This window comes from Niallia sp. 03133 (assembly GCF_052663225.1).
On sequence record NZ_JBQTCY010000006.1, the window covers coordinates 196,384 to 211,658 of the forward strand.

At 36.5% G+C, this 15,275-nt stretch carries 13 protein-coding genes and 1 pseudogene; 9 read left to right on the plus strand and 5 right to left on the minus strand.

Going from position 1 to position 15,275, the window contains the following annotated elements; all coding sequences use genetic code 11:
* The first annotated feature begins 366 nt into the window (after nt 1-366).
* Genes ACTYBU_RS10695 through sdhB form a run of 3 tightly spaced genes read left to right on the plus strand, consistent with a single transcriptional unit; the run spans nt 367 to nt 3,539 of the window.
* Nucleotides 367-975, plus strand: coding sequence for a succinate dehydrogenase cytochrome b558 subunit (locus tag ACTYBU_RS10695; RefSeq protein WP_445489573.1), 609 nt, complete (start codon nt 367-369; stop codon nt 973-975).
* 40 nt (nt 976-1,015) lie between these two features.
* Complete coding sequence (gene sdhA / locus ACTYBU_RS10700; RefSeq protein ID WP_445489575.1) at nt 1,016-2,779, plus strand: succinate dehydrogenase flavoprotein subunit; 1,764 nt, start codon at nt 1,016-1,018, stop codon at nt 2,777-2,779.
* Between the two features lies 1 nt (nt 2,780).
* Complete coding sequence (gene sdhB, locus ACTYBU_RS10705) at nt 2,781-3,539, plus strand: succinate dehydrogenase iron-sulfur subunit (RefSeq protein ID WP_445489577.1); 759 nt, start codon at nt 2,781-2,783, stop codon at nt 3,537-3,539.
* 765 nt (nt 3,540-4,304) lie between these two features.
* Here sdhB and ACTYBU_RS10710 read toward each other — a convergent pair.
* The 3 genes from ACTYBU_RS10710 to ACTYBU_RS10720 all read right to left on the minus strand — a co-directional run bounded on the left by ACTYBU_RS10710 (nt 4,305) and on the right by ACTYBU_RS10720 (nt 7,003).
* Complete coding sequence (locus ACTYBU_RS10710) at nt 4,305-4,901, minus strand: hypothetical protein (protein ID WP_445489579.1); 597 nt, start codon at nt 4,899-4,901, stop codon at nt 4,305-4,307.
* Between the two features lie 82 nt (nt 4,902-4,983).
* The gene (gene panE, locus ACTYBU_RS10715) at nt 4,984-5,910 is read right to left on the minus strand and encodes a 2-dehydropantoate 2-reductase (RefSeq protein ID WP_445489581.1); all 927 of its coding nucleotides are present in this window, start codon (nt 5,908-5,910) and stop codon (nt 4,984-4,986) included.
* A 181-nt stretch (nt 5,911-6,091) separates the two neighbouring features.
* Nucleotides 6,092-7,003, minus strand: coding sequence for a LysR substrate-binding domain-containing protein (locus ACTYBU_RS10720; protein ID WP_445489583.1), 912 nt, complete (start codon nt 7,001-7,003; stop codon nt 6,092-6,094).
* A 118-nt stretch (nt 7,004-7,121) separates the two neighbouring features.
* Between ACTYBU_RS10720 and ACTYBU_RS10725 the strand changes: the two genes are divergently transcribed.
* From ACTYBU_RS10725 to ACTYBU_RS10740, 4 genes are all read left to right on the plus strand, one after another.
* The gene (locus ACTYBU_RS10725) at nt 7,122-8,312 is read left to right on the plus strand and encodes a pyridoxal phosphate-dependent aminotransferase (protein ID WP_445489585.1); all 1,191 of its coding nucleotides are present in this window, start codon (nt 7,122-7,124) and stop codon (nt 8,310-8,312) included.
* Between the two features lie 64 nt (nt 8,313-8,376).
* A complete protein-coding gene (locus ACTYBU_RS10730; protein ID WP_445489587.1) occupies nt 8,377-9,072 on the plus strand; it encodes an RraA family protein in 696 nt (231 codons plus the stop codon).
* Nucleotides 9,073-9,116: 44 nt separating this feature from the next.
* Nucleotides 9,117-10,367, plus strand: coding sequence for a dicarboxylate/amino acid:cation symporter (locus ACTYBU_RS10735; RefSeq protein ID WP_445489588.1), 1,251 nt, complete (start codon nt 9,117-9,119; stop codon nt 10,365-10,367).
* Between the two features lie 167 nt (nt 10,368-10,534).
* Complete coding sequence (locus tag ACTYBU_RS10740) at nt 10,535-11,185, plus strand: cupin domain-containing protein (RefSeq protein WP_445489694.1); 651 nt, start codon at nt 10,535-10,537, stop codon at nt 11,183-11,185.
* A gap of 696 nt (nt 11,186-11,881) precedes the next feature.
* Here the strand turns inward: ACTYBU_RS10740 and ACTYBU_RS10745 are convergent.
* Nucleotides 11,882-12,745 carry a LysR family transcriptional regulator gene (locus tag ACTYBU_RS10745; protein WP_445489590.1) on the minus strand — a complete coding sequence of 288 codons (864 nt, stop codon included), beginning with the start codon at nt 12,743-12,745 and terminating at the stop codon, nt 11,882-11,884.
* Nucleotides 12,746-13,445: 700 nt separating this feature from the next.
* Between ACTYBU_RS10745 and ACTYBU_RS10750 the strand changes: the two genes are divergently transcribed.
* Entirely contained in the window at nt 13,446-14,606 is a 1,161-nt protein-coding gene (locus tag ACTYBU_RS10750; protein WP_445489592.1) for an MFS transporter, read from the plus strand.
* 203 nt (nt 14,607-14,809) lie between these two features.
* Here the strand turns inward: ACTYBU_RS10750 and ACTYBU_RS10755 are convergent, their stop codons facing one another.
* Nucleotides 14,810-15,136 carry a LysR family transcriptional regulator substrate-binding protein gene (locus ACTYBU_RS10755; RefSeq protein ID WP_445489594.1) on the minus strand — a complete coding sequence of 109 codons (327 nt, stop codon included), beginning with the start codon at nt 15,134-15,136 and terminating at the stop codon, nt 14,810-14,812.
* Between ACTYBU_RS10755 and ACTYBU_RS10760 the strand changes: the two are divergent.
* Nucleotides 15,102-15,188: pseudogene (locus tag ACTYBU_RS10760) on the plus strand (DUF554 family protein); the annotation flags it as partial. The gene ACTYBU_RS10755 and the pseudogene ACTYBU_RS10760 overlap by 35 nt on opposite strands.
* Nucleotides 15,189-15,275: the final 87 nt, after the last annotated feature.

A 15,275-nucleotide genomic window follows, 5' to 3' on the forward strand; every position in this document is an offset into this window, starting at 1 on the left:
GGAATAACTACCAGTAAAGGTCCGATAAGTAATACTAACCATCAGTGGGGGATGAAGAAAACCCCCACTGATGGAAGAATCACTTTATAAAATAGAAATTATTTTAGGGGGAATTTCATATATATAGGATAAGAAGCACTGGAAAAATAAGTGTGAATTATGTATCCGTTTTCTTGACCTTGTTTTTTTTTGAGAGTACAATAAAGTTGTCACAGAATTGTAAGAATTTTTGATATTGTAATCGCTTTAATTTTATGAGAAAAATCTTTTTTCAAAATGCAAGAAAGGATAACTTTTCTGAAGTCTGACGTATATCTAGCGTCGACGGCCAGGTGCCTTACGCTTTTTTAACTAGGGGGGAATTAAATGACAACAAACCGCGAGTTTCTGTACAGAAGGATACACTCATTGCTTGGTGTAATTCCAGTGGGGGTCTTTCTAATTCAACATCTTATCGTGAATCATTTTGCGACAAAGGGTGCTGCATCTTTTAATAAGGCGGCAGGCTTTATGGAGCATCTTCCATTTCGATATGCGTTAGAGATTTTTGTGATTTTTTTACCAATTATCTATCATGCCTTTTATGGCATCTATATTGCGTTTACAGCAAAAAATAATACGAAGAATTATGGATATTTCCGAAACTGGATGTTTTATTTACAGCGGTTAACAGGTATTATTACCTTGATTTTTATTGTTTGGCATATTTGGGAAACAAGGGTCGCTGCAGCAATGGGACAAGAAGTGAATTATGAAATGATGCAGGAAAATCTAGCAAATCCTTGGATGTTTGCCTTCTATCTTGTAGGGATATTATCTACTATTTTTCATTTTTCGAATGGTTTATGGTCCTTTTGCGTCAGCTGGGGAATTACGGTTTCAAAAAGATCACAGCGCATTTCTACATATATAACAATTGGAGTATTTATTGTTTTATCGATAATAGGCGTTCGGGCATTGTTTGCATTTATTTAGGAAAGAGTTTAATAGGGTACTAGATAGGGAGTGAAGCATAATGAATAAAGGCAAAGTGATTATTGTAGGCGGTGGTTTAGCAGGTTTAATGGCAGCTATTAAAGTGGCTGAAACAGGAACCTCTGTTGAGCTGTTTTCCCTGGTGCCGGTAAAAAGATCACACTCTGTTTGTGCACAAGGCGGCATAAATGGTGCAGTAAATACAAAAGGAGAAGGAGATTCACCTTGGGAGCATTTTGATGATACGGTTTATGGCGGAGATTTTTTAGCGAATCAGCCGCCTGTTAAAGCTATGGCAGAGGCAGCACCTGGCATTATTCATTTATTGGATCGCATGGGTGTTATGTTTAATAGAACACCAGAAGGACTGTTGGATTTTCGCCGCTTTGGGGGAACACAGTATCATAGGACCGCATTTGCTGGGGCTACAACTGGACAACAGTTATTATATGCCTTAGATGAACAAGTGCGGAAGTTTGAAGTAGACGGCCTGATTATTAAATATGAGGGATGGGAGTTTTTGGGTATTATTTTGGATGATGAAGGGGCATGCCGAGGAGTAAAAGCACAAAACTTAAAAACAATGGAAATTAAAGCATTCCCATCCGATGCGGTCATCATGGCTACAGGTGGACCAGGGATTATTTTTGGAAAATCAACAAACTCTGTTATTAATACAGGATCAGCTGCCTCCATTGTGTATCAGCAAGGTGCCTATTATGCAAATGGTGAATTTATTCAAATCCATCCGACTGCTATTCCAGGAGATGATAAGCTTCGGTTAATGAGTGAATCAGCTCGGGGTGAAGGTGGAAGGGTATGGACGTATAAAGATGGAAAACCGTGGTATTTCTTAGAAGAAAAATATCCGGCATACGGAAATCTTGTTCCAAGGGACATTGCCACACGGGAAATATTTCATGTATGTGTGGACCAAAAGCTAGGGATTAATGGAGAAAATATGGTGTATCTCGATCTTTCCCATAAAAATCCGAAAGAGCTTGATATTAAATTGGGCGGCATTATTGAAATTTACGAGAAATTTATGGGAGAAGATCCTCGGAAACTTCCGATGAAAATATTTCCAGCTGTTCATTATTCCATGGGAGGATTATGGGTAGATTACGATCAAATGACCAATATCCCTGGGCTGTTTGCTGCTGGGGAATGTGATTATTCCCAGCATGGAGCAAATCGTTTAGGAGCAAACAGCCTCCTGTCAGCTATTTACGGCGGAATGGTTGTCGGGCCGAATGCTGTAAGATATATCAGTGGTTTGAAAAAAAGTTCAGACGATTTATCCTCGTTTCTATTTGATCATGCGATCGCAGAGGAACAAGCAAAGTGGGATGAAATCATGAGGCTTGACGGCACGGAGAATGCCTATATTCTTCATAAAGAATTAGGAGAATGGATGACAGACAATGTAACAGTTGTTCGCTATAATGACAAGCTCCTTGCTACCGATAATAAGATTCAGGAATTGCTGGAGCGTTATAAAAAAATAAATATTAATGATACTGCAAAGTGGAGCAATCAAGGTGCAGTATTTACAAGACAGCTGCAAAATATGCTGCAGCTTGCCCGTGTCATTACAATTGGCGCATATAATCGAAACGAAAGCAGGGGGGCTCATTTTAAACCAGATTTTCCAGAAAGAAATGATGAGGAATTCTTAAAAACTACAATGGCAGCTTTTGTTTCAGAAAAAGAAGCGCCTCATTTTCACTATGATGAAGTAGATACTTCTCTTATTCAGCCGAGAAAACGTGATTATTCGAAACAAAAAGAAGGAGTGAATTAAAATGGGAGAAGCAAAAACTGTCGTATTTCAGATTACTAGACAAGACGATCCCGAATCTTCCGCCTACATGGAGGAATTCACACTTCCTTATCGACCAAACATGAATGTTATCTCTGCATTAATGGAAATTAGAAGAAATCCGATAAATAGCAAGGGAGAGCATACAACGCCTGTAGTCTGGGATATGAACTGCTTAGAAGAAGTTTGCGGCGCTTGCTCGATGATAATTAACGGAAAACCAAGACAATCATGCACCGCTCTTGTCGATCAGCTGGAACAGCCGATTCGATTAGAGCCGATGTCTACATTTCCGATTGTGCGGGATCTGCAAGTAGATCGAAGCAGAATGTTCGACTCCTTAAAAAAAGTCAAAGCATGGATTCCGATTGATGGGACGTATGATTTAGGACCAGGACCAAGAATGCCGGAGAAAAAAAGACAGTGGGCGTATGAATTATCCAAATGCATGACTTGCGGAGTCTGCTTGGAGGCATGCCCGAATGTAAACAGCAAGTCAAATTTTATGGGACCGGCACCACTATCACAAGTGCGTCTCTTTAATGCACATCCAACTGGACAGATGAATAAGTCAGAAAGATTGGAAGAAATAATGGGGGACGGTGGTCTCGCTAATTGCGGAAATTCACAAAACTGTGTTCAGTCCTGTCCAAAAGGAATCCCATTAACAACTTCCATTGCTGTATTAAATCGTGATACCACTTTACAAGCATTTAAAAATTTCTTCGGAAGCGACAATTGAATAAGCAATTTAGAAAGTACCGCTTGGTGATCATTCACCAGGCGTTTTTTTGCGCTTAATTGTTAAATATTGGTCGTGTAAAAGGGAGGAATCTACATTTAATAATAACGAATTATATCTTATTTTTTGTTTGAATTTAATAGGATAAAACATGGGAGGATCAGCAGATGAATCTAGAAAGATGGATGCTTGCAAGTATTTTTTACTAGGATACTTTCCAGTGGTTTTGTCATTCCTAGGGGAAAGGAAGAGACGCATGGGTTTTGTTTTTATTTAGAGATAAGAAAGTATAAAATTTTTGAAGTTAGACTAGTGTCTAGCTCCAGCGCCCTATCAACTTCAACGCTTCCCTCACCTCGTCTACGATAAGTCAACATCGAATCACTACGTTCTTCGTGTTTCCTTTATCTCACTCGATTCAGTCCAGCTTATTCTGTCGATGAGCAAGGGCGCTTGCGCTTTTCTTATTAGAAATAATCACTTAGCCGGCAGGGGTCAGTTACATAAATAGATAGTATATAACGATATGCTAATAGAAAGAAGGATGTTTACAGAGTACAGACTGTCTGCAAACATCCTTTTTTGCTATGAAAATGTAGCTGGTAGCTTTTCAATTTATCCCACACTAAACGGGCAGTAAAACCCCCACCTCAAGGTGCTGAGAAATCGAGGAAGCTAGGTGGGGGATAACTGCCCGTAAAGATCCGATAAGTTCAACTAACCATCAGTGGGGATGAACAATACCCCACTGATGGAAGGTTCACTTTATGCGGAAGTTATTTCTTTTTTATATTGAAGAGCAGACAGCAATTTTAACCCTCTTAATGTTGGGATTACTTTATCCAGCATATGTAATGCTTCTGTTTCCTCTCCTTGTTTTCTTTTATTCTCGATGTTCAGCCAAGTAAGCAATAATTCATCTTTTATGAGGTCTTTATTTGTTTGATAGGTAGCTAAATCGCCTTCTTCAAGAGCAAGGGCAGCTGTATAGTACCATTTATTTTTTGATTCCTTCATTAAAGGGAGAAGTTCTTTTGCTTTATCAAACTTTTTTTGTTTAGACAGTAAAATAATCTGAGAAATATTTTTTACCTCTTTATATCGAATACGATTTAATAGATTTTCTGCTTCTTTCTCGTCCCCAATATAGAGAAAATAAAGAAAGCGATTATAAGGCTGTCTTGATTTTTTTAAAAACTGGAGTATTTTCTTTACCTCTTTTTCAAATAAAATAGGATAAAAGGAAAAATAAATAGTTGCAACGACAAAAAGAATATAGGCAATAATAAGCACCGCAAAAGGCAAGTTGAATATGGGAACGATAATTGCGATAATAAGCAGAAAAATAAAGGACCAGATCAAAAATGTTTACCTCCAACAAATATGTATTCATTTCAATAAAGAAATTATTTTTAGTAATAGATTGTTTATAGCAATGTTTTTATTATTTATTGTATTCTAGCATTTTTATATATACTTTCAGATTTTGATACACAACGGACAGCAACTGGGCATTCGAAGAGGTGTTTTTCGCCAATTCTAATAAATATCCCTGTAAATGATCTCCCTCAATAAAGGAACCCTTTTCCATATCCCGCTGCATAGAAGATTTCATTTCATAGCCAATAGCATCGATTGTTTTCATATGTTCGTCCACAATGTTTTCTTGTATCGGTGCCCCATATGCTCGCATAATCTGTGCTGCTTCCTCAAACAGTTGGCGGATAAAAGATCTGCCTCCGCTGCTTTCACGAATTGGTCCTATTGGTGCACGCATTAGTGTTGTTGCACCAGACATCACCGAGATAAATAAATATTTATGCCACATTTCCTGCTCGATATGATCACTTAAAAGGAAATCCGCTTTCGCTCCGCTGAATGCATCCTCCATTCGACGAATCCGCTCTGTCTGCTGGCTTCCGATTTCTCCGTAAACTATACGGGCAGCAGCACTTGTCTGCACAACATCGCCTTCTTTATTTAAAGTAGTTTCAATAAAACATAAACCGCCAATTACTTTATCCTCGCCGAAAGCTTGTTTTAATGCAGGCAAGTGGGCTATTCCATTTAAAAGAGGCAGTACAACTGTTTTTTCTCCAATGAACGCTTGAAGATCGTTTATTGCTTCTTCTAAATGATAGGCTTTTGTAGAAAATAAAACTAAATCGAAAGCTTCTGCCTCATCTGTTTTTGTGATTAATTTGGGTGAAAATTGAAAGTCTCCATTTACACTGCGAATGACAAGACCTTTTTCTTTTAGTTGTTTTTTTCGACCGCTACGAACAAGAAAAGTCACATCTTCCCCTTTTTCTACTAAACGACCGCCGAAGTAGCCGCCAACCCCGCCGGCTCCGAGTACTAAAATACGCATGAAAAACTTCCTTTCTGTTGATTTATTTTCTATCATTGTAGCATATTTCCATTGTTAAAAAGGAAGCAGTTTAATAGACACAAGGAGAAGAAAAGCGATAACTCCCCAAAAAATCGAGTCGAAGAAAAGCCCGGAGTATCACCTGCTTTTCTACTAAATTACTTAACATTACTTCTCCTATTTATAAAAATTGTTTTTTACCATCAAAATCAGCTTTTAGCACCTTTAAACATTCATCTAAAATCCGAAGTCCTTCTAATCGAGAAGACTTGCCTCTATTTTCAATTTTATAACAAACCCGGTCAGGCGGTGAATCCGCTAAACGGAAATAATCAAAATGGCTAGTGGCGTGAAATTGCTGGGCAATTGATAATGGTACGATGGACCATTGACAGGGTTCTTGCGCAAAGGTTAACAGCAGGCTGGCAGTATCCAGTTGAATGGTGGAGTAATCGTATACCTCTTTTGTTTTTATCCAATAGTCATACCAAGTGCGAAAAGAGGATCCCCAATCGATAAAAATTTGTTTTGAAAAGTCTAAGTTTTCTTCATTAAGCAGTTTGTTGGCACAAGAATTAGTTTCCATTTTATACATAACAACCATAGGTTCTCGTAAAAATTCACTCATTGTCATTTTTGGCATTGGCTGCTCTAAAAGAGTAAATGCTACATCCACTTCTCCATGTTCCAAAAGCCAGTATAGTTCAATCGATTGATGGGTTTTTACAGTCAAGTTCAAATGAGACGCATATTTATTTAATTCTTGATAGACAGGTGGAAGGATAAAAGAGTGGATACTGTCTACTGCCCCTATTGAAAGAACAGATGTTGTTGATCGTGATTTAATTCGGTGTGTTTGTTGTATTAACTCTTCTAATTTTCTGGCGATAGGCAAAAATTCTTCTCCGCCGGGAGTCAATGTAAGGCTGCGAATTCCCCTTCCCCGTTCAATTAATTTAATCCCCAACTCTTTCTCGAATTGTAGTAAACGATGACTGAGCGTCGATTGGGATAAAAACAGTGACTTGGCTGCGTCGGTAAGTCGTTTATGTCGAACAATTGCTAAAAAAGCTTCCAATCCATATTTATTCATCATTAATTCTCCTAAAATATCGAAGTTATCGATATTTTATACTATTTAATTGAATTTTACAAATGTTTAAAAAAATTATACTATTTAGATAGTTAGTATGAATGAAAGGAGAAAAATGATGTTAACGAATGCAGATAGACTAGAAAAACTTGGGTTTTCTAATATACGAAGAATTTATGATAAAGCAAACCAATTAAAAAAAGAAGGCAAACGCATTTACAATCTGGTGTTGGGGGAACCCGATTTTCAAACCCCGCAAGTCATTATTCAGTCTGGCATTGATTCCATGGTCAGCGGAGAAACACATTATACTGCTAATGCTGGATTGCTGGAATTAAGAGAAGCGATAGCAGCTAAACTAGTAAACGAAAATAATATCAAGGCATCTGCCGATGAAATTTTAGTTACTACTGGAGCATCTGAAGCTGTTTTTGCGTGTATAGTTGGTTTGCTTAATCCAGGTGATGAGGCATTAATTCCATCTCCAACCTGGCCTCATTATGAGGCGTGCTGTCATGTTGCAGGAGCTAAATCAATTTCCGTTCCAATAGATTTTGATAGTGGATCATTCAAGCTGAATCCGAAAGAAATAGAAAAGCGAATCACAGAACGAACTCGTCTATTGATTCTAAATTCTCCAGGAAATCCTACTGGCATGATGATCGATGAAGAAACATTAGTAGAAATTTCTAGACTTGCAATCCAACATGACTTAATTGTCCTTTCAGATGAAATTTATGAAAAATTAATATATTGCAAGGCAAACCATCGAAGTATTGCATCGCTGCCAGGTATGGCAGAAAGAACAATCACAATCAATGGATTTTCAAAAGCATATGCTATGACAGGCTGGAGGATAGGCTATCTTCACGCTCCGAAAGATTTATTCAAAGGATTTGTGAAGCTTCATCAATATAATATCAGCTGTTTGCCAGCTTTTACACAGCGTGCTGCCATTACTGCTTTAAAGGAAGCAAGTGAAGAAGTGGAAAGGATGAAGCAGGAATTCAATAGCCGCAGAGATTTAATCGTTGGGATTCTTAATCAATCCGAGTACTTGACTATTCAAAGTCCTCCTGGTGCATTTTACTTATTTGTAAATATCGAAGCAACAGGTCTCCAATCAGAAGAACTAGTCATGGGATTATTGGAAAAAACAGGAGTTGCCATTGTTCCTGGTTCGGCTTTTGGCGAATTAGGAGAAGGATATGTAAGGATTTCCTACGCTGCAGAAGATGAAATATTAATCCAGTCAGCGAAGATTATCCTCGATTATTTGAAAGCAAACGTACCATCTATCAGCAAGTAATGGAATTTTCATGTTGGTTGAATTCCTATTAAATATTTTTAATGACGAAAGGAAATCTTATCAAATGACAGATTGTGGTGTAACGATAATAGAAGAATTTAGCCGAGCTCCAAAAAGGGTAATAGAAGGATTCGAAGGGTTGGCAACAGCAAATATTGCTGATGTAATGGGCCGGTTTCGAGCAATGGATTTTACGATTAAATCTATGAATAAGCTAGGAGTTCATTTAGTAGGAAGTGCATTAACGATACGGGTCCATCCAACTGATAATTTAATGGTACATAAAGCGATGGATTTAGCAAAACCGGGGGATGTACTAGTTATTGATGCATTTGGAGGAAATGAAAATGCCATTGTAGGAGAACTTATTTGCCAATATGCAAAGATAAAAGGGATTTCTGGCATCGTCACCAACTCCCCTATTAGGGATGTATATGCGATTAATAAGTTGGAGTTTCCCGTATATGCGAAAGGTGCAACGCCAAGAGGGCCTTTAAAAGAAGGATCAGGAGAAGTGAATACAACCATAAGCTGCGGGATGGTTCCAGTACATCCTGGAGATATTATTGTCGGAGATGATGATGGCATTGTTGTCATTCCGAAAGAGGCAGCAGAAACAGTGTTGGAGAAAACACGGCATATCCAAGAAAAAGAACAGTTCGTTATCGAAAATATGATGAAAACTGGTAAATGGGAAAGAGCATGGGTAGATGAAGTATTATGTCAAAAAGGTTATTTTTCTTTGCAAAATAATGAGTGAATGCATATTAAAAATGAACCATAAACAAAAGGGGAGAGTTGAACATGAAAAAAATTCCTTTATGGATCCAAATTGCAGCGGCACTAATATTAGGACTAATTGCTGGCGAGGTAAATAAAACGTTTGGTACAGAGGCGAAAATTTTAGGTGATGCTTTTATCCATATGATCAAAATGACCATAGTACCATTAATTTTCCCTTTAATTGTTTTAGGAATTTCGCAAATCAAGTCAAATAAAACATTAGGTCGTCTCTCTTTAAAAGCAATTATTTATTTCGAAATTGTAACTACTTTAATTATTGTTATGTCGTTATTCCTTGCTAACATAGCTCATCTTGGAATTGGTGCAAACTTAACTGGTGGAAACACGGATGCGCTAAATGGGATAGTTGGAAATAAAATTGACTTTAGAGAATTTTTGCTTCATATTATTCCTTCTAATATCTTTGTTGCTTTTTCGGAGCAAAATTTATTAGCAATTGTCTATTTTGGTATATTCTTTGGAATAGCGATGCGTTCTTTAAAAGAAAAAGCAAAACCTGTAGAAAATGTTTTGGAGTCACTTTCGAAAATTATGTTTAAAGTATTGGACTATGTAATTAAATTTTCCCCACTTGGTGTTTTCGGATCTATTGCATATAGTGTGGCAACATATGGCTTTGAAAAGCTGAGTATGCTCTTGGATTTAATATTAATCACCTATCTTGGATTAGCTATTATTCTATTAGTTATTTTTCCAATTATCGCGAAAATTTATAAAATCCGCTACTTTGAATTATTAAATGAAATAAAAGATTTACTTTTAATAGCTTTTACTACAAGAAGCTCCGAATCTGTATTCGCTCCCCTTACTGCTCGATTAGAACGATATGGTGCGAAGAATTCGGTTGTATCATTTGTCCTCCCGCTTGGGTATTCCTTTAATCTTGACGGCGGCATGGTGTATATGGCGCCAGCTATTATTTTTTTAGCAAATGCTTATAATATTGATTTGTCGGTAGGAGATCAAATTTATATCGTCTTGCTGCTTGTGTTATTGACAAAAGGTGTTGCTGCTGTTCCATCTGGTGCCATTGTTATATTGACTAGTGTTTCGGTAATATTAGATTTCCCATTAGAAGGAATTGCGCTATTAATGGCAGTTGATTTTATAATGGATATGGCGAGAACAGCGACAAATGTGGTCGGAAATGCATTAGCTACAGTTGCGATGGCAAAATCAGAAGGCATGTTTGAAGAGTCGAAAAGAAGAATTTCTGCAAAGCAGACAAACAAAGAAGTGTTGGATGTATAGAAGCATATTTTTGAAAATGAATGCCCTGTTTAGTTCCTGACAGGGTATTTAATTCGTTTTAGCATTTCGTACGATCGTGATATTCACCTATTTCTTTTATCTCCATACAATGTCCTATGTGAAAAATTTTTAATTGCAGGAGGCTTTTTATTGTGCCGACATCTTATATGGATTATACAAAATCAAGTGTCAACTATTTTTTTGATGTGAACAAAAATCGTTTAAATACCCGAAATGCACAAAATTATATCAACCGATTAGGAAGAGACAATTTGAATACGTTGGGAGATGTATCTTTACTAGATATCTATTTAAGCAAAGGCCATGTAGTGGAGCCCCATTATCATCAAAATGCCGCGGAGCTCGTATATTGCATCTCAGGATCAGCAGTTGTTTCGTTAATTAACCCTTTTAATAACAAAATCACTAATATTCCAATAAAGCCGGGGCAAGTGGCGAATATCCCCCAAGGCTGGTGGCATTGGGAAATAGCTTCTGAAGATAAAACCCATTTGCTAGCCATTTTTGATGCACCATATCCAAGATATATTTTTGGGTCTGACATTCTTACCAAAACACCAATTGAAGTGCTGGCACATACGTATTGTTTAAATCCAGAACAATTAAAGAAAACACTTGCCCCGTTAAAAAATCAAACGATTGTTATTGGACCAACCGATGAATGCGCGAATCAAAGCAGACAAGGAAATCAAGCCCCTTATTACCAGCAGCAAGCACCACATCCAACTCCATATTATCAACAGAATCCCTATTATTCTTCTCAGGCTTCTTATCATGAAGGCAATTATTACAAATAACAACGCCCATCTCTCTTCGAGGGGAGAGGGATATATACATGGAAAAGGATGAATGTGTTATGGTGCACTTTCATCCTTTTTTTCGTTAAACCCTTATAGTGTAGTGATTATTAATCAACGAAGAATTATGAAAGCCGTTTATTCTAGATAATGGGAATCAAAGTGTATACTACGTTAAAAGAAACGATCATTTCCATAACAGCTTTCAATAGGTTGCTAAACCTCATTATATCCCCATAAATAGTTCAAGAAAAAAATCGACCCTCACAAAGGGGAAAAGTTTATCCCACTCTTAACGGGCAGTAAGACCCCCACCTCGGGGATGCTGAGAAATCGAGGAAGCTAGGTGTTGAGACTTGCCCGTAAAGGTCCGATAAGTTCAACTAACCATCAGTCGGGGATGAAGAAAACCCCACTGATGGAAAGGTTCACTTTATCTATTGAAAGGGTCATTAATAATGATCATAATTAAATACTAATATATACAGATAATTTATTTTATGTTAGATAATCTGTTTACTTGAATTTATCTTTATATAAGGCTGTTTTCGTATAGAATGTTGCTTTTAAACTCGCATTCCCACAGGAGTCTAAGAGTATGCAGTCTGCTAAGTACTCTTCAACCATTTTTTTATGTATAAAACAACAAACTTTGAGAAAACAGCCTTATATAATGTGGTCCATTAAAGTTTATGTCTATAATTCAAAGTTTTCTAAAAAATGTTTAGTAACGGAAGAAAGATATTGCTCTTTTTTCCATATTACCGCAGTTCTCGTGATTAAAGAGGGTTCATTAATTTTTTTATGTTTCAAATTAATATTTGGGATTATCCCAATTAAATCTTTGGGGACAATTGCTATACCCATTCCTTTAGAAGCCCATAATAATATGGTTTTAGTATCGTCTATTTTCCCAAGTATCTTCGGATTGAATCCTGCCTGATGGCACGCCTCTATTATCATTGTTTCATACCTGCTGTGTATTAATAAAGGTTTGTTTTCTAATGCATTTAGACTAATGGATTCTTCCTGTTCTTCTGAAAAGATGTTTGTACAAGTTGCTGCAACCATTGGTTCAAATGGCAATAAGATGGATTCATAAACTTCTGAATTAAAAGGGGTCCGAATAATCCCAATCTCTACTATACCATTATTTAACAGGTCTAATATCTCATGAGTATGACACTCACGGATATTGAAATTAACATCTGGATATTTTTGATGATATCGGTATATTCGTTCCGGTAAAAGCGCCCCCGCAGATGCTATCGCTCCAATGGATAATGTACCTTTAATTCCTTCATCAAAATCTTTTAGCTCTTTCATTGTTACATCCATTAGTTCTACTATTTGTTTAGCACGATTTTGCAGCAATTTACCAGCATCCGTCATTTGAATTTTTCTAGTGCTTCTCTCCATTAATTTTACACCTAACTCAGCTTCCAGAAGCTTTAATTGCTTACTAAGATGAGGTTGAGCTATATGCAACTTTTTTGATGCTCTAGTTATATTTCCTTCTTCTACGATACCAAGGAAATAAGTAAGCTGCTTAATATCCAACTAAAAACACCTCTTAATTATATATATTTATGTATATATGTGATATCTTTTAGATATTTTTATTATAAAACAATTTTTGATACGATCAAAATGGAAAATATAGATGAAAACAATTTTTTATAGGGAAAATGAAGAATGACAATTTCTATTGAAAGGAAGAAAACGAGGAGAATCGCAGGTAATATTTTTAAAGCTCGATTGGAAATTTAATTGACTGGTATGTTTATTCTGCTTTCGTCTCTATTTTTAAACCAAACTTTTCCAAAAGGAGATCAAACGAGCCAACTGCTAAAGCGATTTTCGATGTTAGATTACTTTATCCCACTCTTAACTGGCAGTAAAACCCCCACCTCGGGGATGCTGAGAAACCGAAGAAGCTAGGTGGGGGATAACTGCCCGTAAAGATCCGATAAGTTTAACTAACCATCAGTGGGGGATGAAAAAAATCCCCACTGATAGAAGGATCACTTTATGGCAAAATTGAAGATAGGAAAAATATTTTAATAAATAGCTAATTGATAAATTTATCCCACTCTTAACGGGCATTAAGACCCGCCTCAAGATACCGAGAAATCGAGGAAGATAGGAGGGGGATAACTGCCCGTAAAGGTCCGATAAGTGCAACTAACCATCAGTGGGGGATGAAGAAAACCCCCATTGATGGAAGTTTACTTTATAAATAAAAAAGGAGTTCTTTTTCGTGAGATTGTTCATTATATTTCTATCTGTCACAAATGCTTTCATTATTATTTATGGTCCACAGCCAATTCTTCCAATATTCATGAAAGATTTTGGTGTATCCATGTCAACAGCTAGTTTATCTATATCTTTAACGATATTTGGCATCGTTTTATCATCCTTATTTTTAGCTGTTTTTTCTGATAAATGGGATCGGAAAAAAGTGGTATTACTATCAAATGTTATTCTGATTATTCCAAGTGCAGCCTTATTTTTTACCCATTCGTTTTTCTGGCTTCTTGTATTTCGATTTTTTCAAGGAACTTTAATTACGGGTGTCACCACTATTTTAATGACGTATGCTTCAGAAGAATTTCCCAAAAAGAAAAAAGGGATGGTTCTAGCAACCTATGTTAGTGCAACGCTAGCAGGAGGGCTTCTAGGAAGAATATTATGTGGATTTATTGTAGGGTACTTTAATTGGGCAGCGTTCTTTCTCGTGACAACGATAATGACGGTTTCCATCAGTTTATTAATCTATTTTTACTTATCAGATTCCACTCAACAAGTAAAAACAGGCAAGCAGGATTTTAAAGATCATTTTAAAAATTTACCGTTACTTTCCGTTTTTTTTATTGGATTTTCTCATTTTTTCTCTTTTGTAGGTTTTTTTAATTATTTGCCTTTTTATGCGAGTCAAGCTCCTTTTCATTATTCTGTCGCACAAACATCGCTTCTATATCTTACTTATATATGGGGAATTGTTTCATCGATTATAACGGGGATGGTATCAAATAAATATGGCAGAAGAGGAACAATCGCTTGCGGACATCTTGTAGGAGCAGTCGGAATACTTATTACCTTAATTCCTTCTCCGTATACGCTTATTATTGGTGCTTCTATATTAACTCTAGGGCAATTTTGTTCTCAATCATCTGCGACTGCATATATTACGGATGTGGTCACCCATTCAAAAGGAGCTGCGACTTCTTTATATCAATGTTTCTTTTACTTGGGAGGCAGTTTAGGTGCATGGCTTCCAGGAATTCTATGGAGGCATTTTAACTGGTCTGGAGTAGTTTTTTCTAGCTTAAGTTTTATTCTATTAGCGTTATGCAGTAATTATTTTCTTGGAGGGAAAAAGGTTCATTCTTCTCCAACTAAACATAGTGTACAAGTATAAATGAATTAGAATAAAAGCCCAGACTTAACATTAAAGTATTCCATTGTGAACAATATATTTTATGCATTGAACAAGAGTTAGCCTAATGCTACATGTATTTCTACGTGTAGTATATCTCTCTTAACAAGTGCAAATCCTTATATGTAAATGAATCTTCCGCATAATTGGTGTCACCAATCAACATGATTTTGAAAATCTTTTGATCAACTTATATAGTTTGACTCAAACAGCATTTTTTTTATATATTCAATAAATTTTTTAGCTGCAGGAGAAATTTCTTTTAAAGATGGTGCAGCAATGCCGATAAATCGATGTTGTTCAGGCTCTAGTCTAAGGGTGTTAACTTTATGCGGCATGCCTTGTAGAACTAATTCAGGAATAATGCTTGCACCTAGTTCATTTTCTACCATTGCTATAATTGCTTGGTCATCAGCCATTTCGAATTTGTTTTTGAGCGTAGCACGAGTCTCTTTTAATATACGTTTTAGATCGTGATCAATGGGGATAATTGGTGCTTTAGATAGTGGCATTAGAGGTAGTCATGATGTGTTATACACGAAAGCTATTATAGATACATTTATTTTTCAACTTAACCATATTAGGATATCCTAAAGTAAAGAGCACGTCACAATTCTCTTATGTTAATGAGAATCGTGACGTGCTCTGTAT

Bases quoted from the DNA above. Each gene is read 5' to 3' on its own strand.
- ACTYBU_RS10725 (WP_445489585.1), top strand. From the start codon at position 7,122: ATGTTAACGAATGCAGATAGACTAGAAAAACTTGGGTTTTCTAATATA.
- sdhA (WP_445489575.1), top strand. From the start codon at position 1,016: ATGAATAAAGGCAAAGTGATTATTGTAGGCGGTGGTTTAGCAGGTTTA.
- panE (WP_445489581.1), bottom strand. From the start codon at position 5,910: ATGCGTATTTTAGTACTCGGAGCCGGCGGGGTTGGCGGCTACTTCGGC.
- ACTYBU_RS10755 (WP_445489594.1), bottom strand. From the start codon at position 15,136: ATGCCACTATCTAAAGCACCAATTATCCCCATTGATCACGATCTAAAA.
- ACTYBU_RS10735 (WP_445489588.1), top strand. From the start codon at position 9,117: ATGAAAAAAATTCCTTTATGGATCCAAATTGCAGCGGCACTAATATTA.
- sdhB (WP_445489577.1), top strand. From the start codon at position 2,781: ATGGGAGAAGCAAAAACTGTCGTATTTCAGATTACTAGACAAGACGAT.
- ACTYBU_RS10730 (WP_445489587.1), top strand. From the start codon at position 8,377: ATGACAGATTGTGGTGTAACGATAATAGAAGAATTTAGCCGAGCTCCA.
- ACTYBU_RS10740 (WP_445489694.1), top strand. From the start codon at position 10,535: ATGGATTATACAAAATCAAGTGTCAACTATTTTTTTGATGTGAACAAA.
- ACTYBU_RS10720 (WP_445489583.1), bottom strand. From the start codon at position 7,003: ATGAATAAATATGGATTGGAAGCTTTTTTAGCAATTGTTCGACATAAA.
- ACTYBU_RS10695 (WP_445489573.1), top strand. From the start codon at position 367: ATGACAACAAACCGCGAGTTTCTGTACAGAAGGATACACTCATTGCTT.